This is a genomic window from Streptomyces sp. NPDC008150 (genome assembly GCF_042956945.1).
GTDB lineage: Bacteria > Actinomycetota > Actinomycetes > Streptomycetales > Streptomycetaceae > Streptomyces.
Genome location: NZ_JBIBHJ010000001.1, coordinates 560,355 through 580,844 on the forward strand (window position 1 = coordinate 560,355; position 20,490 = coordinate 580,844).

At 73.9% G+C, this 20,490-nt stretch carries 16 protein-coding genes and 1 pseudogene; 8 read left to right on the forward strand and 9 right to left on the reverse strand.

Annotated features, from left to right (window positions below):
• The first annotated feature begins 97 nt into the window (after positions 1-97).
• Positions 98-1,024, forward strand: a complete 927-nt coding sequence (locus tag ACFZA0_RS02360) for an oxidoreductase (protein ID WP_391011791.1) — start codon at positions 98-100, stop codon at positions 1,022-1,024.
• Here the strand turns inward: ACFZA0_RS02360 and nirD are convergent.
• The 4 genes from nirD to ACFZA0_RS02380 form a co-directional block, all read right to left on the reverse strand.
• The gene (nirD, locus tag ACFZA0_RS02365; protein WP_391009904.1) at positions 1,003-1,452 is read right to left on the reverse strand and encodes a nitrite reductase small subunit NirD; all 450 of its coding nucleotides are present in this window, start codon (positions 1,450-1,452) and stop codon (positions 1,003-1,005) included. The genes ACFZA0_RS02360 and nirD overlap by 22 nt on opposite strands.
• Entirely contained in the window at positions 1,449-4,100 is a 2,652-nt protein-coding gene (nirB, locus tag ACFZA0_RS02370) for a nitrite reductase large subunit NirB (protein WP_391009907.1), read from the reverse strand. The genes nirD and nirB overlap by 4 nt, the downstream gene beginning before the upstream one ends.
• 178 nt (positions 4,101-4,278) lie before the next feature.
• Positions 4,279-4,899 carry a class F sortase gene (locus ACFZA0_RS02375; RefSeq protein ID WP_391009910.1) on the reverse strand — a complete coding sequence of 207 codons (621 nt, stop codon included), beginning with the start codon at positions 4,897-4,899 and terminating at the stop codon, positions 4,279-4,281.
• 105 nt (positions 4,900-5,004) lie between these two features.
• On the reverse strand, positions 5,005-5,538 hold the full coding sequence (locus ACFZA0_RS02380; RefSeq protein ID WP_391009913.1) for a hypothetical protein: 534 nt from the start codon (positions 5,536-5,538) through the stop codon (positions 5,005-5,007).
• A 371-nt stretch (positions 5,539-5,909) separates the two neighbouring features.
• Here ACFZA0_RS02380 and cutA point away from each other — a divergent pair.
• Together cutA and ACFZA0_RS02390 are read left to right on the forward strand one after the other, a co-directional pair.
• Positions 5,910-6,257, forward strand: a pseudogene (cutA, locus tag ACFZA0_RS02385) (divalent-cation tolerance protein CutA); the annotation flags it as partial.
• A 92-nt stretch (positions 6,258-6,349) separates the two neighbouring features.
• Positions 6,350-6,799, forward strand: a complete 450-nt coding sequence (locus ACFZA0_RS02390) for a gamma-glutamylcyclotransferase (RefSeq protein WP_391009916.1) — start codon at positions 6,350-6,352, stop codon at positions 6,797-6,799.
• Between the two features lie 33 nt (positions 6,800-6,832).
• Here the strand turns inward: ACFZA0_RS02390 and ACFZA0_RS02395 are convergent, their stop codons facing one another.
• Positions 6,833-7,555, reverse strand: coding sequence for an ElyC/SanA/YdcF family protein (locus ACFZA0_RS02395; RefSeq protein WP_391009919.1), 723 nt, complete (start codon positions 7,553-7,555; stop codon positions 6,833-6,835).
• A 332-nt stretch (positions 7,556-7,887) separates the two neighbouring features.
• Here ACFZA0_RS02395 and ACFZA0_RS02400 point away from each other — a divergent pair, with 332 nt between their 5' ends.
• From ACFZA0_RS02400 to dnaG, 4 genes are all read left to right on the forward strand, one after another.
• Complete coding sequence (locus tag ACFZA0_RS02400; RefSeq protein ID WP_391009921.1) at positions 7,888-8,703, forward strand: CbiX/SirB N-terminal domain-containing protein; 816 nt, start codon at positions 7,888-7,890, stop codon at positions 8,701-8,703.
• Positions 8,704-8,816: 113 nt separating this feature from the next.
• Positions 8,817-10,157 carry a deoxyguanosinetriphosphate triphosphohydrolase gene (locus tag ACFZA0_RS02405; RefSeq protein ID WP_391009924.1) on the forward strand — a complete coding sequence of 447 codons (1,341 nt, stop codon included), beginning with the start codon at positions 8,817-8,819 and terminating at the stop codon, positions 10,155-10,157.
• Between the two features lie 153 nt (positions 10,158-10,310).
• Positions 10,311-11,576, forward strand: a complete 1,266-nt coding sequence (locus tag ACFZA0_RS02410; RefSeq protein WP_391009926.1) for an FAD-dependent oxidoreductase — start codon at positions 10,311-10,313, stop codon at positions 11,574-11,576.
• Between the two features lie 47 nt (positions 11,577-11,623).
• Positions 11,624-13,552, forward strand: a complete 1,929-nt coding sequence (gene dnaG, locus ACFZA0_RS02415; RefSeq protein ID WP_391009928.1) for a DNA primase — start codon at positions 11,624-11,626, stop codon at positions 13,550-13,552.
• Positions 13,553-13,564: 12 nt separating this feature from the next.
• On the opposite strand, the gene ACFZA0_RS02420 is transcribed toward dnaG, so the two are convergent.
• Entirely contained in the window at positions 13,565-14,575 is a 1,011-nt protein-coding gene (locus ACFZA0_RS02420) for a nucleotidyl transferase AbiEii/AbiGii toxin family protein (protein WP_391009931.1), read from the reverse strand.
• Positions 14,572-15,270, reverse strand: coding sequence for a hypothetical protein (locus ACFZA0_RS02425; protein ID WP_391009935.1), 699 nt, complete (start codon positions 15,268-15,270; stop codon positions 14,572-14,574). Before ACFZA0_RS02425 ends, ACFZA0_RS02420 begins: the two co-directional genes overlap by 4 nt.
• A gap of 138 nt (positions 15,271-15,408) precedes the next feature.
• Here ACFZA0_RS02425 and ACFZA0_RS02430 point away from each other — a divergent pair, with 138 nt between their 5' ends.
• A complete protein-coding gene (locus ACFZA0_RS02430) occupies positions 15,409-16,695 on the forward strand; it encodes a sigma-70 family RNA polymerase sigma factor (RefSeq protein WP_391009938.1) in 1,287 nt (428 codons plus the stop codon).
• A gap of 71 nt (positions 16,696-16,766) precedes the next feature.
• Here ACFZA0_RS02430 and ACFZA0_RS02435 read toward each other — a convergent pair whose 3' ends face one another.
• Together ACFZA0_RS02435 and ACFZA0_RS02440 are read right to left on the reverse strand one after the other, a co-directional pair.
• Entirely contained in the window at positions 16,767-18,695 is a 1,929-nt protein-coding gene (locus ACFZA0_RS02435) for an ABC transporter transmembrane domain-containing protein (protein ID WP_391009941.1), read from the reverse strand.
• Positions 18,695-20,428, reverse strand: coding sequence for an ABC transporter transmembrane domain-containing protein (locus ACFZA0_RS02440; RefSeq protein ID WP_391009944.1), 1,734 nt, complete (start codon positions 20,426-20,428; stop codon positions 18,695-18,697). The genes ACFZA0_RS02435 and ACFZA0_RS02440 overlap by 1 nt, the downstream gene beginning before the upstream one ends.
• Between the last annotated feature and the right edge of the window lie 62 nt (positions 20,429-20,490).

The window sequence follows — 20,490 nt, forward strand, 5'->3', positions numbered from 1 at the left end:
CCGGGCACGGGCGGCGGAGGCCCGTACGTTGGACCCGGAGCAGCCGACGACACCCACCGTCATCGCCACCGTCACCGTCACAAGGGAGTACCCGCCCATGCCCGGCTGGAGCGCTCAGGACATCCCCGACCGGCGGGGGCGCGTCGCCGTCGTCACCGGGGCCAACAGCGGGATCGGGTACGTCACCGCCCGCGAACTGGCCCGGCACGGCGCCCGGGTCCTGCTCGCCTGCCGCAGCGAGCCGCGCGGCCGCGCCGCCGTCGAGCGCCTCGTGGCCGAAGTCCCGGACGCTCAGGCCGAGTTCGCGCGGCTGGACCTCGGCGACCTGTCCTCCGTGCGGGAGTTCGCGGCGGCCTTCCCCGGGGACCGGCTCGACCTGCTCGCGAACAACGCCGGGGTGATGGCGCTGCCGTACGGCACCACCGCGGACGGCTTCGAGACGCAGTTCGGCGTCAACCACCTCGGCCACTTCGCGCTGACCGGGCTGCTGCTGCCGGCACTCCTCGGCACTCCCGGTGCCCGCGTCGTGACCGTCTCCAGCATGGTGCACGCCATGGCCAACATCGACATCGACGACCTCAACAGCCAACGCCAGTACCGGCGTTGGATCGCCTACGCCCGCTCCAAGAGCGCCAACCTGCTGTTCACCCACGAACTCGCCCGCCGCCTCGCGGCCCGCGGCGCGGACGTCGTGGCCACCGCCGCCCACCCCGGCTACGCGGCGACCAACCTCCAGACGGCGGGACCGCGCATGGAGGGCCGCCGCGTCGCCGAGCGGTTCGCGGAGCTGGCGACGCGGGTGGTCGCGCAGCCGGCCGGGGCCGGCGCCCTGCCGACCCTGTACGCGGCGACGGCCCCGGACGTCCGCCCCGACTCCTTCTTCGGCCCCGGCTTCGCCATGTGGCGCGGCGCCCCCGCCCCCTCCCGCCGGATGCCCTGGACGCGTGACGACCGGGCGGGGGAGCTGCTGTGGGCGGCCTCGGAGCGGCTGACGGGGGTCACCTACGATGCGCTGGAGGGCTGAGCGGGCGCGGGCGGCACCGCTCGGGCCGCCCGCACCTCGTACGTCTCCACCCGTACCGCCGGGTCGTCCAGGCACTGGCCCGACCGCAGGTCGAAGCGCTGCTTCAACAGCGGGGACGCCACGAACGGGCGGCCCTCGTGGGTGCCGGTGAGGCCGCGGGACAGGACCGCCGCCCCGGTGAACGGGTCACGGTTGCCGATCGCGTACAGCAGGCCCGCGCGGTCGCGGAACAGGGCCGCCTGCGAGCCGTCGGGCAGCAGGGCGGCGACCCCGCGGCCGGGCAGCAGCGCCTCCGGGGAGCAGACGTCCAACCAGCCTCCCTCCAACAGGAGTTGGACCCTCGGTCCGGTGCCGGTGCCGGTGCCGGTGCCGGTGCCGGTGGTGTGGCCGTCGGTGCGGGGCGCGGCGGTCTCGGGAACGGGGGTCATCGCGGGGCGCTTCCTTCCAGGTCGTGCGCGGGGCGCCGGCCGATGGCCAGCAGCGGCAGGTCGGGCTTGATCTGGTCGCGCTCGGGGACGAACCCGACCACCGGGTCCGGGGTGTCCGGCGCGTTCACGAACGACACGAACCGGGCGAGCCGTTCGGGGTCGTCGACCGTCGCCGCCCACTCGTCGCGGTAGCCGCGCACGTGGTCCGCCATCAGCGACTCCAGCTCGGCGCAGATGCCGAGCGAGTCGTGGACCACGACGTCCCGCACGTGGTCGAGGCCCCCCGGCAGCCGGTCGAGCCACACCGACGTGCGCTCCAGGCGGTCGGCGGTGCGGATGTAGAACATCAGGAACCGGTCGATCAGGCGCACCAGTTCGGCGTCGGAGAGGTCCTGGGCGAGCAGGTCCGCGTGGCGCGGGGTCGCGCCGCCGTTGCCGCCGACGTACAGGTTCCAGCCGGTGGCGGTGGCGATGACGCCGAAGTCCTTCGACTGCGCCTCCGCGCACTCCCGCGCGCACCCGGACACCGCCGACTTCAGCTTGTGCGGGGAGCGCAGGCCCCGGTAGCGCAGCTCCAGGTCGATCGCCATGCGCACCGAGTCCCGCACGCCGTACCGGCACCAGCTCTGCCCCACGCAGGACTTCACCGTGCGCAGCGACTTGCCGTACGCGTGGCCCGACTCGAAGCCGGCGTCCACCAACCGGGTCCAGATCAGCGGGAGTTGCTCCACCCTGGCGCCGAACATGTCGATGCGCTGACCACCGGTGATCTTCGTGTAGAGGCCGAAGTCCCGGGCGATCTCCCCGATCACGATCAGCTTCTCGGGGGTGATCTCGCCGCCGGGGATGCGCGGCACCACCGAATAGGAGCCGTTCTTCTGGAGGTTGGCGAGGAAGTGGTCGTTGGTGTCCTGGAGGGCGGCCTGTTCGCCGTCCAGGATGTGGCCGGGGGCGCCGATCGTCGGCGCGAGCGAGGCGATGACGGAGGCCACCGTCGGCTTGCAGACCTCGCAGCCGTCGCCGCCCCGGGCGCCCTCGCGGCCGTACCGGTCCAGCAGGTCCCGGTAGGAGGTGATCCGCAGCGCGAGCACGATCTCGTACAGCTCCTCGCGGGTCTGCGCGAAGCAGCCGCACAGCCCCGTGTCGACCTCGACGCCGGACGCCGCCAGCTCCGCGGTGACGAGCTGCCCGAGCACCTTCACGCAACTGCCGCACCCGGTACCGGCCCTGGTGCACCTCTTCACCTCGGGCACGGAGCCGCACGCGTGGTCGGTCACCGCGCCGCGGACCGTTCCCTTGGTGACGTTGTGGCAGGAGCAGACCACCGCGTCGTCGGGCAGCGCCGAGGGCCCGAGCCGCGCGCCCCCGGCGGAGCCGGCCGGCAGCACCAACTGCTCGGGGGAGAAGGGCGGTACGGTCCCGGTGAGGGCCCGCAGCGTGCCGTACGCCTCCGCGTCGCCGACCAGGATGCCACCGAGCAGCACGCCGTCCCGTCCCACGACCAGCTTCTTGTACGTCCCGGCGCGGGCGTCGGCGTAGACGACGTCGAGGCAGCCCGCGGTGGCGCCGTGCGCGTCGCCGAACGAGGCCACGTCCACGCCGAGCAGCTTCAGCTTCGTCGACAGGTCGGCGCCCGTGAACGCGGCCTCGTCGGCGGCGATCGTGGCCGCCGCGGTCACCGCCATCTCGTAGCCGGGCGCGACCAGTCCGTACACCCGGCCGTCCGCCGCGAGCGCGCACTCGCCGATCGCGAACACCCTCGGGTCGCTGACGCTGCGGCACTGCCCGTCCACGCCGACGCCGCCGCGCTCGCCGACGAACAGGCCGCAGTCGCGGGCCAGTTGGTCGCGGGGGCGCACACCGGCCGAGAACACCACCATGTCGACGGCGAGTTCGGACCCGTCGGTGAGCCGCATACCGGTCACCGCGCCGTCCGCGCCGGCCACGATCTCCCGCGTGCCGGCGCCGGTGCGCACCGCGAGACCCATGTCCTCGACCGTGCGCAGCAGCGCGGCGCCACCGCCCTCGTCGACCTGCACCGGCATCAGCCGCGGCGCGAACTCCACGATGTGCGTGGCCAGTCCGAGCCCCTTGAGCGCGCCGGCCGCCTCCAGGCCGAGCAGCCCGCCGCCCACCACCGCACCGGTCGCCGCCCTGCCGCGCGCGTACTCCTCGATGGCGAGCAGGTCGTCGACCGTCCGGTACACGAAGCAGCCCGCCGCGTCCCGGCCCGGCACGGGCGGCACGAACGGGTAGGAACCGGTGGCGAGCACGAGGACGTCGTAGCCGATCACGCGCCCGGCGGACGTCCTGACGGTGCGCGCCGCCCGGTCGACGGCCTCCGCGGCCTCGCCCGTGCACAGCTCGATGCCGTGCCGGGCGGCGAAGTCCGGCTCGCCGAGGGCCAGTTCGTCGACCGTCGTGCCCGAGAAGTACGAGGTGAGCCGCACCCGGTCGTACGCCGGCCGTGTCTCCTCGCCCAGCACGACCACGCGGTGCGTGGCGGTCAGGCCGCGCTCGGCGAGCGCCTCCAGGAAACGCTGGCCGACCATGCCGTGGCCGACGAGCACGATCACGGGGAGGTCCGCCGTCCCGCGGCTGCCGGCCGTCTCACGCCTGTCCGCCGTGTCACGCCTGTCCGAAGTCATGCGAAGGAGCGTGCGGCGGGGACATTACCCGGCCGCATCACCGTCGTTTCCCGCGCGGAACGCTGCGCTCAGCGGCCCCGAGGACCCGGTGTGAGGACGCCGACCGGACGCCGCCCGGACACGGCCCGCCGGCCGGGTGGCCGGGCGGCCCGCCGGATGCCCGCGACGGCACGCGGGCTCAGCGGGTCCCGGTCAGATGGGCGAAGACCACCACGTTGCCCTGGTAGCCGGTCGAACGGGAGTACCCGCCGCCGCAGGTGATGACCCGCAGCTCGGGCCGCCTCGCCGCGCCGTACACCTTCTCGTCGGGGAACGCCTCGGCCCGGTAGACCTCCACCGCGTCCACGGCGAACACCGCGACCCGCCCGTCCTGCCGGTCCACCTCGATCCGGGCGCCCCGCTTGAGGGCGCCCAGGTCGTAGAAGACGGCGGGCCCCTCGGTGTTGTCGACGTGCCCGGCGACCACGGCGGTGCCCGTCGCGCCCGGGGCGGTACCGGCCTCGTACCAGCCGGCCAGGTTCTTCTTCGCGGCCGGCGGCACGTCCAGGCTGCCCGAGGAGGTCAGCCCGAGGCCCATCAGCGGGGCGTCGACCCTGATCGAGGGGATGCGCACGCGGGTCGGCGTGGACGGCGGCAGCGCGGGCGCCGCGGGCAGTCCCGCCGCCGGGTCGGCGGACCTCTCGGCCGCGGCGGGCTGCGGCGGGGCGTGGGTCGCCGCACCGCTGTGCAGCAGCCAGGCGCCGGTGCAGAGCGCGGCGGCGGTGACGACGGCTATGACGGAGTTGCTGGGAGTGCGCACGCGAGCCTCCTGGACGACCCGGCCCCCCTCCGGGCCGCGAGGGGGGTCGGGCCCGGAGGGGGTGGGGACATGCGGTACCGGCGGACGGACAGCGGAGGGTGTCCGTCAGATCCCGTCGCCGCTCGCCCGGCGATGCAGGAGCCAGGTACCGCCCGCGGCGGCGACGGCGAGGGCCGCCACGCCGGCCGCGGTCTGCACGGGGTCGCGGTCCGAGGCACCGCCGACCCCCGTCTTCACACTTCCGCGCGGGTACACCTGGGCCTGGGTCCGCCCGGCCGCCGAGGTGAGGGTGACCACCAGGTCGCCCCTGACCTGGCGGTCGCCCTCGGCGCACCGCGCGACGATCTCGTACGTGCCGGGCTGCGCGCTGGGCGGCACCCGGAACTCGCCGGACGCCTCGGCGCCGTGCGCACCGGGCGCCAGGGTGAACTGCCCGGCGCCGACGGCGCTGGCGTCACCCGCCGCGGCACCGGCCTCGCCGCAGGCGGCGGTGTCCACCGTGACCCGGTCACCGGGCACCACGCTGGACGGGGACACCGTCAGGCTGCCGCGTTCCACGCCGTGCGCGGCCGGGGCGACCAGCCACGCGGCGGCGACGGCGAGCGCGGAACCGGACAGCAGTCGGGCGGTGCGTCGCATCGGTTTGCTCCTCCGAGAGGGGCACGGCCCGCGGCACCCCCATGTGCCGCTGCGTCGGTCGCGTCCCTGCCCTCCCGAGGAAAGTGGCACCGGGGCCGCTCCGCCTGCCGATGAGCCGTCGATTCCGCCGCGCAGGGCCGTCCCGCGCGGCCCGTACCGCTCGCGTCCGGCGCCGTTTCGGCAGGTCACCGCCGTGCGCCGCACGAACGGCGGCCGGGGTTCGGATGCGTGGGGGCGCACGGGTGTGAACGGGTGACCCGGGCCGCCGACCGGATCCGGACGGCGGTCGCGCCGCCCGCAGGCACCGCCCGGCATCCTGGAGCCCGACGACGGGCCGGAGGTGCCCGCGCCCGCCCGCGAAGGAGCCCGACATGCCCGTGACCGACGCCGCGTCGTCCGCAGTACCGGAGGCGCGCTGGCTGACCGTCCTGACGACCACCGGCAGCGCGGCCGGGGCGGAGGCGCTGGCGCGCGGCGCGGTGGAGGCGCGGCTCGCCGCGTGCGCGCAGATCTCCGGCCCGGTGACCTCGGTCTACCGCTGGCAGGGTGCCGTGGAGACCGCCGCCGAGTGGCAGGTGCTCCTCAAGACGACGGCACGCCGGTACGCCGACCTGGAGGCGCACCTGCGCGCGGCCCACGACTACGACGTCCCCGAGATCGTCGCGACCCCGATCGTGCGCGGCTCGGCGGACTACCTGCGCTGGTTGGAGACGGAGACGGAGACGGAGACGGAGGCGGAGACGGAGACGCGGACGCCTCCGCCCGGCGACGGCGACGGCGACGGTGGCGGTGCCGGTGGGGCGGACGCCCGGTGACGCTCCCCTTCTTCGTCTACGGCACCCTCCTGCCCGGCGGCGCCCACCACGACCGCCACCTGCGCGGCCGCACCCGCCACGAGGAACCGGCGGTCCTCCCGGGCGCGGTCCTGTACCCGGGCCCCGGTTACCCGTACGCGGTCGAGGAACCGCCGGCCGCGAGCGCCGCCGGGCCCGGCGTGCGCGGCGGGATCGTCACCCCGCACCCCGGGGCGTACGCCGAACTGCTCGCCGGGCTGGACGAGTTGGAGGAGTACGTCCCCGGCGACCCGAACAGCCCGTACGTGCGCGTGGCGCGCGCCGCGGTCCTGGGCGACGGCACCCGCGTCCGCGCCTGGGTCTACGTCGCCGGGCCCGCCGTCGCCGCGCGTCTGCGCGCGCACGGGAGACCGATCACCGGCGGCGACTGGCGCGCGTACGCGCGTGCCGTCCGGCCCCCGCGCTGACGCGGGGCACGGGCGTCGCGTTCTCCCCGGTGGTCACCGGCCGTGCGCCAGTACGCGCGTGACCCCGTCCTCCTTCGGCCCGAGGAAGTGCGGGTCCGGGTGGAACAGCACGTCCAGCGCCGCCTTGCCGGCCGCGAGGACCTCGCGCGCGCCGCCGTAGTACCAGGTGGCGTCGTGGTCCTGATCGACGCCGACCCCGTACACGTCGAGCCCCGCCGCCCGGCACAGGGCGACCGCGCGGCGGATGTGGAAGCCCTGGCTGACCAGGACGGCCCGGTCCACCCCGAAGATCTTCTTCGCGCGGACGCACGAGTCCCAGGTGTCGAAGCCCGCGTAGTCCCGCACGATCCGCCCGGCGGGCACGCCGTGTCCCGTGAGGTACGCGCGCATGGCGTCCGGTTCGTCGTAGTCGTCGCGGCTGTTGTCGCCGGTGACCAGGACGACGTCCACCCGCCCCGCGCGGTACAGCCGCGCCGCCGCGTCCAGCCGTCCGGCGAGGTAGCGCGACGGTCGGCCGTCCTGCTCCAGACCCGCGCCGAAGACGACGGCGACCCCGGTGTGCGGCACGTCCGCCACGGTCCGCAGCCGGTCGCCGGTGGACAGGCGCAGCCAGGTCGCGGGCAGCAGTACGAGCACGCAGACCAGCACGGCCACCCGCACCAGCCGCCGCCGCCCGGCCACGGCCGACGGCAGCCGCAGCCACCGGGGGCGCGTCGGCCGCAGGGATCGCAGTCGGTCCAGGCCCGGTCGCCGCATCGAAGTCCCCTCCCCGGCGGCCCCCGGGGACCGCGCACGTGACGGCCGTTCCCCGGCCGTCCGGGCGCCCGCCGTCCCCGCCACGACCGGGCCCCGATCAACGAGGACGCGGTTCGCGCCGTTCCGGTTCACCGCGGCCGGGCGGCCGGCGTCCCGGCCCCGGACCTCACAGCGCCCGTACCCTGGTGGTGAAGCCCCGGCAAAGACGCGTGACCCTCGCGCAACGGGAGGGCAACCTCCGGCCGACAGGATCGTTCCATGACGGCGTCGAACCCTTCGCACGACAGGACCCCCGGCCACCGGGCACCCGCCCCGACAGCACGGTGCCCCCGATGAACAGCAGCCACGGCCGCTTCGGCGGTCACCTCGCCGCCCGGCTCCGCGCGCTCCCGCGGGCCGGCGCGGGTCCCGTCCCGCCCGTCCTCGTCCTCGTGGCCCACGGCAGCCGCGACCCGCGCGCGCTGCGCACGGTCGCCGCCCTCGCCCACCGGGTCCGCGCGCTGCGGCCGGGCCTCGACGTCCGGCTCGGCCACATCGAACTGAACGAACCGCTGCTGGCCGACACCCTCGCGGAGCTCGGCGACCGCCCCGCCGTCCTCGTCCCGCTGCTGCTGGGGCACGGCCACCACGTCAAGCACGACATCCCGACCGCGGCCGCCGCCGCACGCGCCCGGGTCCGCGTCGCCCCGCCGCTGGGACCGCACCCGCTGCTCGCCGACACCCTCCACGCCCGCCTCGCCGAGGCCGGCTGGACCGACGGAACCGACGTCCCGGACGGCTCCCGCGCCGTCGTCCTGGCGGCCGCCGGGTCCCGGGACCCCGACTCGGCGGCCGACACCGACCGCGCCGCGCGACTGCTCGCCGGACGCCTGGGCGTACCGGTCGTCCCGGCCTACGCCTCGGCCGCCGCGCCGACCGTGCCGGACGCCGTCCGCGCGCTGACCGCCCGGGGGTACGCACGCGTGGCCGTCGCCGCGTACTTCACCGCCCCCGGCCGCTTCGCCACCGAGTGCGCCGCCGCCGCGCCCTGGATCGCCTCCGCCCCGCTCGGCGCGCACCCCGCGGTGGCCCGGCTGGTCCTGCACCGCCACGACCGCGCGCTCGCCGCCCCCGCCCTGCCCGCCGCACCGGCCCTCACCCGCGCCTGAGCCCCGGCCGGGCCCACTCGGGCCCGCCCGGCCCGCGCTCGCGAAGCCGCACCGCGTGGCCGCGAACGGGCGGTGGTGTCCCGATTGTCACCGCCTGCAACTACTGTCGGGGCATGGAAGGCATCACGTCCGAAGCACCCCGCGCCTACGAGAACACCGACGAGCACGAGGTCCGGCAGGCCTCCGGGTACGACGCGTCCGCCGTCGAGCGCTGGGTCGCCGAACCCGACAAGCGCTCCGGCCGCACCGCCTTCCAGCGCGACCGCGCCCGCGTCCTGCACTCGGGGGCGCTGCGCCGCCTCGCGGGCAAGACGCAGGTGGTCACGCCCGGCCAGCACAGCCAGGTGTGGGACGCGAGCCCCCGCACCCGGCTCACCCACTCCCTGGAGTGCGCCCAGGTCGGCCGGGAACTGGGCGCCGCCCTCGGCTGCGACCCCGACCTCGTCGAGGCCGCCTGCCTCTCGCACGACCTGGGCCACCCGCCCTTCGGCCACAACGGCGAACAGGCGCTGAACGAGTTCGCGCGGGACTGCGGCGGCTTCGAGGGCAACGCCCAGTCGCTGCGCCTGCTCACCCGCCTCGAACCCAAGCGGTTCACCGCGGCCGAGGCCGGCGGCGAGCCCGTCAGCGTCGGCCTGAACCTCACCCGCGCGACCCTCGACGCCGCCGCCAAGTACCCGTGGCCGCGCGGCGCCCACCCCACCGACGCCGCCTCCGGGAAGTTCGGCGTGTACGCCGACGACCGGCCCGTCTTCGACTGGGTGCGCGCGGGGGTGCCCGCCGGGCGCACCTGCTTCGAGGCCCAGGTCATGGACTGGGCCGACGACGTGGCGTACTCGGTGCACGACGTCGAGGACGGCCTGCACGCGGGCCACATCGACCCCAACTGCCTGTACGCGGGCCCCGAACGCCGGGAGATCTTCGCCGTCGCCGTCGGCCGGTACGTCCCCGCGGACACCGACCCCGCCGACCTCGCCGCGGCCCTCGACCGGCTCCAGGACCAGGAGTGGTGGCCGCACGGCTACGACGGCTCGGCGGTCGCGCAGGCCCGGCTGAAGGACGCCACCAGCCAGCTCATCGGGCGCTTCTGCCTGGCCGCGGAGAACGCCACGCGCGCCGCGTACGGCGGCGGCCGGCTCACCCGGTACGCGGCCGAGCTCGTCGTCCCGTACGCGGCCCGCCTGGAGTGCGCGGTGCTCAAGGCGGTCGCCGACCGGTACGTGATGCAGCGCGCCGAGCAGGAGCTGCTCCGCGCCGACCAGCGCGTCGTCGTCGCGGAACTGGCCGAGGCGCTCACCGCCCGCGCGCCGGAGGGCCTCGACCCGCTGTTCCGCACGCAGTTCGACCGGGCCGGTGACGACCTCGCGCGCAAGCGGGTGATCGTCGACCAGATAGCGGCGCTCACCGACGCCTCGGCGCGATCTCTTCACGCCCGGCTGACGGGGCATCCGTAAAACTGGACGGGGGCCCCGCAACCTTGAGGGACACCTGTGACCCGTGAGCCCCGGAGGTGACCCTCCGTGGCCTGATCGGGGCACTCCCTCTTCCCGCACCCAGCTCCGTGCGGGACGCTCGCATGTGGCGGCACCCTTACGAGGAGGCATCAAGTGGTCGACGCGGATCAGACATTCGTCATCGTCGGAGGAGGTCTGGCCGGCGCGAAGGCGGCGGAGACACTCCGGGCGGAGGGCTTCACCGGGCGGGTGATCCTCGTCGGTGACGAGCGCGACCACCCGTACGAGCGCCCGCCGCTGTCCAAGGGCTATCTGATCGGCAAGGAGGAGCGGGACAGCGTCTTCGTCCACGAACCCGCCTGGTACGCGCAGAACGACATCGAGCTGCACCTCGGGCAGACGGTGGTGACGATCGACCGCAAGAACAAGGCGGTCCGCCTCGGCGACGACGGCACCGCCATCCACTACGACAAGCTGCTCCTCGCCACCGGCGCCGAGCCCCGCCGCCTCGACGTGCCCGGCACCGACCTCGCCGGAGTGCACCACCTGCGCCGGCTCGCGCACGCCGAGCGCCTCAAGGGCGTCCTCGCCTCCCTCGGCCGGGACAACGGCCACCTGGTGATCGCGGGCGCCGGCTGGATCGGCCTGGAGGTCGCCGCCGCCGCCCGCGAGTACGGCGCCGAGGTCACCGTCGTCGACTCCGGCCGCACCCCGCTGCACTCGGCGCTCGGCCCGGAGTGCGGCCAGCTCTTCGCCGAACTCCACCGCGAGCACGGCGTCCGCTTCCACTTCGGGGCCCGCCTCACCGAGATCGTCGGCCAGGACGGCATGGTCCTCGCCGTGCGCACCGACGACGGCGAGGAGCACCCCGCGCACGCCGTGCTCGCCGCGATCGGCGCCGCCCCGCGCACCTCGCTGGCCGAGTCCGCGGGCCTGGAGCTCGTCGACGCGGCACACGGCGGCGGCATCGCGGTCGACGAACGGCTGCGCACCTCCGACCCGGACATCCATGCCGCGGGCGACGTCGCCGCCTTCCCGCACGCCACGTTCGGCACCCGCCTGCGCGTCGAGCACTGGGCCAACGCCCTCAACGGCGGCCCCGCCGCCGCCCGCGCGATGCTCGGCCGCGCCGAGCCCTACGACCGCGTGCCGTACTTCTTCTCCGACCAGTACGACCTCGGCATGGAGTACTCCGGCTGGGCGCCCCCGGGCTCGTACGACGAGGTGGTGATCCGGGGGGACGCGGGCAAGCGGGAGTTCATCGCCTTCTGGGTGAAGGAGGGCCGCGTCCTCGCCGGCATGAACGTGAACGTGTGGGACGTCACAGAGACCGTGCAGAGCCTGGTGCGGGCACAGGCCCGCGTGGACACGGACGCCCTCGCCGACCCGCGCGTACCGCTGGAGAGCCTGGTCCCGTGAGGCGCCGCGCGACGTCGGCCGTCACAGGGGGACCGTAGAATTCACGCGTGGCTGGACGGATCAACGACGAGGACGTGAAGGCGGTACGGGACGCGGTCCCGATCGACGCCGTGGTGTCCGAGTACCTCCAGCTCCGCAACGCGGGCGGCGGCAACCTCAAGGGCCTCTGCCCGTTCCACGACGAGAAGTCGCCGTCCTTCCAGGTCAGCCCGAGCAAGGGGCTCTTCCACTGCTTCGGCTGCCAGGAGGGCGGCGACACCCTCACCTTCGTGATGAAGGTCGACCACCTGACCTTCTCCGAGGCGGTCGAACGCCTCGCCGCGCAGGCCGGCATCACCCTGCGCTACGAGGAGGGCGGCTACAACCCCGCCCACCAGCGCGGCGAGCGGATCCGTCTGGTCGAGGCGCACAAGGCCGCCGCCCAGTGGTACGTCGAGCAGCTCGACAACAGCCCCGAGGCCGACACCGGCCGCACCTTCCTCGCCGAGCGCGGTTTCGACCAGGCCGCCGCCGCCCACTTCGGCGTCGGCTACAGCCCCCAGGGCTGGGACCACCTCACGCGGTATCTGCGCGGCAAGGGCTTCACCGACAAGGAACTGCTCCTGTCCGGCCTCGCGCAGGAGGGCCGCCGCGGTCCCATCGACCGCTTCCGCGGCCGGCTGATGTGGCCGATCCGCGACATCGGCGGCGAGGTCGTCGGCTTCGGCGCCCGCAAGCTCTACGAGTCGGACAACGGCCCCAAGTACCTGAACACGCCCGACACCGCGATCTACAAGAAGTCGCAGGTGCTGTACGGCATCGACCTCGCCAAGAAGGACATCGCCAAGTCCAGCCGCGCGGTGGTCGTCGAGGGCTACACCGACGTCATGGCCTGCCACCTGGCCGGCGTGACGACGGCCATCGCGACCTGCGGCACCGCGTTCGGCAACGACCACATCAAGATCCTGCGCCGACTGCTCATGGACAACGGCTCGGCCCGCGTGATCTTCACCTTCGACGGCGACGCGGCCGGCCAGAAGGCGGCCCTGCGCGCCTTCGAGGACGACCAGAAGTTCGCCGCCGAGACATACATCGCCATCGCCCCCGACAACATGGACCCCTGCGAACTGCGCCTGGCCAAGGGCGACGAGGCCGTCGCCGACCTGGTCGAACCCCGCACCCCGCTCTTCGAGTTCGCGCTGCGCCAGATCGTCCTGCGCTACGACCTGGACACCCCCGCGGGCCGCGCCGCCGCCCTCGACGAGGCGGCGCCGGTGGTCGCCCGGATCAAGAACAGCGGCGCGCAGCACGAGGTGGCCGTGCAGCTCGCCGGCATGCTCGGCATCCTCGACACCCAGTTCGTGGTCCGCCGCGTCGCGCAGATCGCCCGCTGGTCCCGCGACCGCGGCGGCAAGGGCCCGGCGCCCGACCAGGGCCGCAGGCAGCAGGGCGGGGGAGGACCGGCGGCCCAACAGCCCCCCGGCGACCGCCGAGGCCCCTCCGGGCCCGCCCTCAACCTGCGCAACCCGGTCTTCGCCACCGAACGCGAGCTGCTCAAACTCGCGCTCCAGATCCCGGAGTTGGTGTCCCCGGCCTTCGACGCGTACGGCGTCGACGAGTTCACCGCCCCGCCGTACGCGGCGGTCCGTCAGGCCGTGATCGAGGCCGGCGGCGCCGAACTGGGCGTCCAGGACCCGCAGGAGTACCTGGTCCGGGTCCGCGAGGCCGCCCCCGACGACGCGGTCCGCGCGATGGTCACGGAACTGGCCGTCGAGCCGATCATGCTGCACCGCAAGGTCGACGAGACGTACGCGGGCGCCCAGTTGGTCACCGTGCGCCGCCGCGCGGTGGAGCGCCGCATCCGCGACATCCAGGGTGCCCTGACCCGCCTCGGATCGGGCGGCGACCCGGCCCACCTGGCCTCGGTGCAGAACGAACTCTGGGTCCTCCAGCAGTACGACCAGGCCCTGCGCGTCCGGGGCGCGGACGCGCTGTAGCCCCGGGCCACCTCAGCGCGGGCGGTCGAAGTACCCCGCGTAGGTGTCCGCGACGGCGAGCCGCAGCCGCTCGGGCAGCCGCGCCCGGTCCACGGCGAGGTGCGGGTACTCCGACGCGAAGGTGTCCCACTCCTCGTCGGACAGGTCCGTCACGTTCGCCGTCAGGTCCTCCAGCAGCGGGCCCGGCCACCGCTCGGGCAGCCCTCCCGCCGCCCGGAACACCGCGTCGAGCAGCGAGTACGGCAGCGGGTACCGCTCGGCGAGCAGGACCGCGTCGTAGAGGTCCTTCGCCTGCGGGTACATGTCGTCCGACAGCCACATCAGCTTCCACGCGAGCGACAGGGCGGGCGACGCGCCCCGCACGGTCGTACCGTCGGGCAGCCGCACGCCGACGGGCGGTTCGGGCAGCTTCTCGTTGAAGACGAAGTCGAGCTGGACGTACCCGCCCGGCAGCCCGGGAGCGCTCCACGGCAGCGCCGTCCGCAGCCCCGGCACCCTGTCGTAGGTCCAGATGCCCTCGGTCACCGCGCCGTCCGCCGTGAACGTGACGGGACCGCCCCGCTCCCGGGCCAGCGCCTCGGCCGCCAGCGCCACCCCGCGCAGCAGCCGTTCGGTGCGCGGCTCGTCGACGCCCCAGGTGTCGGGGGTGACGACGAAGTCGAGGTCGTGCGGCTCCCGGGCTGCGTCGCCGAACCAGGCCGCCATCAGGGCGCTGCCCCGCAGGACCAGGGCGTCGGCGAACCCGGAGGCCGCGATCGCGGCGGGTACCAGGCCGAGGGCCGTGCGCCGGGCCGCCCGCCACGCCTCGGTGCGCCCGGGGTCGGTGAACTCCGGGTCGGACGCACGGAACGCGTTGGGGTGCTGCTTCAACGCCGGTTCGAAGAGCAGGCGTTGGGTCACGTCGTCGCCCGTCACCGGCCGCAGGGTCAGCGGCAGACCGGTCACGGCACGGGTCGCGTCGTCCAACGGGACCCGGGGCAACTCCTCTTCGCCGTAGAGCCGTTCCCACTCGGTTCCGGTCATCGCCGTACCGCCTCTCGTTCCGTCGGCCGCGTCGTCCCGGGGTCCGCCTCCGGTGCCGTCCCGCGCGTCGTCGCTGCGGCCAGCCAGCCGTCGTCCACCGACACGTCGCTGTCGTGCAGCACGAACTCCCGCTCCACCTCGACGACTTCGAACTCCGTGAGCCTTGCGAGCAACGCGTCGAGCGCCCGTCCCGCCGTCGCCGCGTCGCCCTCGTGGACCCGCTGGGTCACGAACCGCTCGTGCAGTCCGCCGCCGAGCACCCGCCGGGCGTTCCACGACAGGTGCGCGCCGTGCGGCACGACGAGTGCCGCCAGCGCCTCCAGGTCCGCCCCGGCCGGCAGCCGCAGCTTCACGTGGTGCTCGAAGTAGCCGCCGTCGCAGGGTCGTTCGGCTCCGGCGGAGGCCGGGCCGGAGACCGCCTCGGCCGCCCGGGGCGCCGACTCGATCTTGACCCGCACCGGTGCGAAGCCGTCCGCCCGCAGCCGCGCGGCGACCTCGTAGGCGTGGGCGTACTCCTGTGCGTAGGAGGCGGATCCGCGCAGGGTGAGCATCGGCTGCGACGGTTTCCGGCCACGCGCGAGCTCGATCCGGGTCGCCCGGAAGCCCGCCTCGGCGGCCCAACTCCGCAGCCGTTCCCACTCGTCGGGGCTGTCGCAGTGGACGGTGACGTGCGTTTCGTACAGGGATTCGGCCACCACCGGATGGTGCCAGAGACGCCCCCGCGCCCGCATGCCGGTTTCGCGAGGGGGTAACCGCACGGTCACGGAACGGATGCAGAAAGTCGTCGCACGCCCCTCGTTTCGGCGATGTGTCGTACGCCACACTGGGTCCCGGTGCCCGAGTTCCCGGAGTGCGGCCGATCCGTCCCCCGCGGGTGCGACAGCCCCGCGGTCCCACTCATCGCGTGCGGGACGGACGGCGGCGAGGCCGCCGGTTCCGCTCCCGAAGTACCGCTGCCGTACACCTCAGCAGCGATCATCCTGGAGGTCGCCCCCGTGCAGACCCAGACCCTCATCCCGACCGGCGACGGTACGCAGGACGAGCCGGACGCCCGCAACGCCGCGAACGACGTCGTCCCCGGCGTGCCGCCGCAGGGCCGCGCCGCGCACCACCCCGGGACGCGCCCGGCCGAACCGGCCGCCGACGAGCCGGAACCCGCCGACGCCCCGGAGGCCGCCCCGGTGCGGCCGCCCCGCGCCGGGGACGGCAGCCCCTCCTCGGACCTGTTCCGCCAGTACCTGCGGGAGATCGGCCGCATCCCGCTGCTCACCGCCGCCGAGGAGGTCGACCTGGCGCGCCGGGTGGAGGCCGGGCTGTTCGCCGAGGAGAAGCTGGCGGGCGCCGTCGGCCTCGACAGCCGGCTCGTCCTCGACCTGGACCGGCTGGTCGTCCTGGGCAGGATGGCCAAGCGGCGCCTCATCGAGGCGAACCTGCGCCTGGTCGTGTCGGTCGCCAAGCGGTACGTCGGCCGCGGCCTGACCATGCTCGACCTGGTCCAGGAGGGCAACCTCGGCCTGATCCGCGCGGTCGAGAAGTTCGACTACGCCCGCGGGTACAAGTTCTCGACGTACGCGACCTGGTGGATCCGCCAGGCGATGTCCCGGGCACTGGCCGACCAGGCCCGCACCATCCGCGTCCCCGTCCACGTCGTGGAGCTGATCAACCGTGTCGTGCGCGTCCAGCGCCGGATGCTCCAGGAGCGCGGCTACGAGCCGACCCCCGCCGAGGTGGCCGCCCACCTCGACCTGCCCGGCGAACGCGTCAGCGAGGTGCTGCGCCTCGCCCAGGAGCCCGTCTCGCTGCACGCCCCGGTCGGCGAGGAGGACGACGTCGCGCTCGGCGACCTCATCGAGGACGGCGACGCCACGAGCCCCGTCGAGTCCGCCGCGTTCCTGCTGCTGCGCCAGCACCTCGAAGCGGTCCTGTCGACACTGGGGGAGCGCGAGCGCAAGGTGGTCCAGCTCCGGTACGGGCTGATGGACGGCAGGCCCCGCACGCTGGAGGAGATAGGCCGCATCTTCGGCGTCACCCGCGAACGCATCCGCCAGATCGAGTCGAAGACGCTGAACAAGCTCCGCGACCACGCCTACGCGGACCAGCTCCGCGGCTACCTCGACTGAACGGCCGCCCGCCGGGGGACGCGGAAGGGGCCGCCCACCGAGGTGAGCGGCCCCGACGACACGGCCCCGGGTCAGTCGACCTCGGCGACCGCCTGCGCGAACTGCGCCCGGTAGAGCCGCGCGTACGCGCCGCCCGCCGCCAACAGCTCGGCGTGCGCGCCCTGTTCGACGATCGCACCGTTCTCCATGACGAGGATCGTGTCCGCGTCCCGGATGGTCGACAGCCGGTGCGCGATGACGAACGACGTCCGCCCGTGCGCGAGTTTGGCCATCGCCTTCTGGATCAGCACCTCGGTACGGGTGTCCACGGAGCTGGTCGCCTCGTCGAGCACGAGTATCACCGGGTCCGACAGGAACGCCCGCGCGATGGTGATGAGCTGCTTCTCGCCCGCGCTCACCCCGGTGCCCTCGTCGTCGATCACGGTGTCGTAGCCGTCGGCCAGCGTCCGCACGAAACGGTCCACGTGGGCGGCGCGCGCCGCCTCCTCGATCTCCTCGCGGGTGACCTCCCGCGACGCCCCGTACGCGATGTTCTCCGCGATGGTGCCGCCGAACAGCCAGGTGTCCTGAAGCACCATGCCGATCCGCTCGCGCAGGTCGTCGCGGGTCATGTCGAGGACGTCCACGCCGTCGAGTGTGATCCGCCCGCCCGACACGTCGTAGAACCGCATGAGGAGGTTGACCAGCGTCGTCTTGCCGGCGCCGGTCGGGCCGACGATCGCGACGGTGTGCCCCGGCTCGACGGTCAGCGACAGGTCCTCGATGAGGGGCTTGTCGGGGTCGTAGCGGAAGGACACGTGCTCCAGCGCCACCCGGCCGCGCAGTTCCTCCGGCCGTAGCCCCGGCACCGGGTCGGCCTCCTGCTCCTCGGCGTCGAGGAGTTCGAAGACCCGCTCGGCGGAGGCCACGCCCGACTGCACCAGGTTCGCCATGGAGGCGACCTGCGTCAGCGGCATCGAGAACTGCCGCGAGTACTGGATGAAGGCCTGCACGTCACCGATCGACAGCGAACCCGACGCGACCCGCAGACCGCCGACGACCGCCACCAGCACGTAGTTGAGGTTCGAGACGAACATCATCAGCGGCTGCATGATCCCGCTGTTGAACTGCGCCTTGAACCCGGCCTCGTACAACGCCTCGTTCTGCTCGGCGAACTGGGCGGCGGACTCCTCCTGCCGGCCGAACACCTTCACCAGCGCGTGGCCCGTGTACATCTCCTCGACGTGCGCGTTGAGCTTGCCGGTGGTGCGCCACTGCTGCACGAAGTGCGGCTGCGACCGCTTGCCGACGCGGGTGGCGACGACGAACGACAGCGGCACCGTCACCAGCGCGACCAGCGCGAGGATCCACGACACCCAGAACATCACCGCGAGCACGCCGATGATGCTGAGCAGCGAGTTGATGAGCTGCCCCATCGACTGCTGGAGCGTCTGCTGGATGTTGTCTATGTCGTTGGTCGCCCGGCTGAGCACCTCGCCGCGCTGCCGCTTGTCGAAGTACGACAGCGGCAGCCGCGACAGCTTCGTCTGCACGTCCTCGCGCAGCCGCAGCACGGTGCGGTTCACGGTCCGGTTCACCAGCCGGGTGCCGACCGCCATCAGCAGGCCGGCCACCAGGAACGTGCAGAGCGCGAGCAGCAGTACGCGGCCCACGGCGTCGAAGTCGATGCCCTGGCCCGGCGTGAAGTCGGTGCTGCGCAGCATGTCCGCCATGTCGCCCTGGCCGCGCTCGCGCATCGCGTCCAGCGCCTGCGCCTTCGTCAGCCCGGCCGGCATCTGCCGCCCGATGATGCCGCCGAAGACCAGGTCGGTGGCGTTGCCGAGGATCTTCGGCCCCACCACGTTCAGCGCCACGCTCACGACCACGCAGGCCAGCAGCGCCACGATGGTCAGCCGCTCCGGGCGGAACCGTGCCAGCAGCCGTTTTCCGGAGCCGACGAAATCCATCGAACGCGCCTGGGGGCCGCCCCCGGCCGCCATCCGCCCCATGGGCCCGGCCATCAGGCTGCCTCCGCTTCCGTGAGCTGGGAGAGCACGATCTCCCGGTAGGTCTCGTTGTCCGCCATCAGCTCGTGGTGCCGGCCGGTGCCGACCACCCGGCCCTCGTCGAGGACCACGATCCGGTCGGCGTCCCGGATGGTCGCCACGCGCTGCGCGACGATCACCACGGTCGCCTCGGCGGTCTCCTCGGCGAGCGCGGCACGCAGCGCCGCGTCCGTGGCGTAGTCGAGCGCGGAGAACGAGTCGTCGAACAGGTAGATCTCCGGGCGCTGCACGAGGGTGCGGGCGATGGCCAGGCGCTGGCGCTGGCCGCCCGACACGTTGGTGCCGCCCTGCGCGATCGGCGCGTCGAGACCGCCCTCCAGGCGGCCCACGAACTCCTTGGCCTGCGCGACCTCCAGCGCGTGCCACAGCTCCTCGTCGGTGGCGTCCGGATTCCCGTACCGCAGGTTCGTCGCCACCGTGCCGGCGAACAGGTACGGCCGCTGCGGCACCATGCCGACGGTGCGGGCCAGCAGCTTCGGACCGATCGTGGAGACGTCCACGCCGTCCACGAGGACCTCGCCCTCGGTCGCGTCGAACAGCCGGGGCACCAGCCCGAGCAGGGTCGACTTGCCGCTGCCTGTCGAGCCGATGACGGCGGTCGTCTCGCCCGGCCGGGCCACCAGGTCCACGGACTTCAGCACCGACTCCTCGGCCCCCGGGTACCGGAACCCGGCCCCGCGCAGCTCCAGATGGCCGTGCCGCCTGAGCTCCAGGACCGGCGCGGTCGGCGGCACGACACTGCTCTCGGTGTCGAGGACCTCCTCGATGCGCTCGGCGCAGACCTCCGCGCGCGGCACCATCATGAACATGAAGGTGGCCATCATCACGGACATCACGATCTGCATCAGATAGGCGAGGAACGCGGTCAGGTCACCGATCTGCATCCCGCCGCTCTCGATGCGGTGGGCGCCGAACCAGACCACCGCGATCGACGACACGTTCACCACGGTCATCACCATGGGGAACATCAGCGCGAGCAGCCTGCCGGTGCCGAGCGCCGACTCGGTCAGCCGGACGTTCGCCTTCCGGAACCGCTCCTCCTCGTAACCGTCCCGCACGAAGGCGCGGATGACCCGGTTGCCGGTGATCTGCTCGCGCAGCACCTGGTTGACCCGGTCGAGGCGCCCCTGCATCGCCCGGAACAGCGGGCGCAGCCGCCGCACGATCAGCGTCACGCAGATGCCGAGCACCGGCACCACCGCGACGAGCACGCCGGACAGCGGCACGTCGAGACCGAGCGCCAGGACGATGCCGCCGACGCACATGATCGGCGCGGAGACCATCAGGGTGAACGACATCAGGACCAGCATCTGGACCTGCTGCACGTCGTTGGTGGTCCGCGTGATCAGCGAGGGCGCGCCGAAGTGACCCAGCTCACGTGCCGAGAACGACTGCACGCGGTCGAACACCGCGGCGCGGACGTCCCGTCCGAGCGCGGACGCCGTCCGCGCGCCGTAGTAGACCGCGCCGATGTTGCAGACGACCTGGGCCAGCGAGATACCGATCATCACCGCCCCGAAGGACAGGATGTAACCGGTGTCGCCCTTGACGACACCGTTGTCGATGATGTGCGCGTTCAGCGTGGGCAGGTAGAGGGTGGCGCAGGTCTGCAGGAGCTGCAGCAGCACCAGCAGGACGATGGATTTCTTGTAGGGCCGGAGGTGGGCCCGCAGGAGTCGTATGAGCACGCGCGGTCTCTCGATGTCGGCGGATGGGCGGCACACAGGGTGCACCACGCCCTATCGTCCGA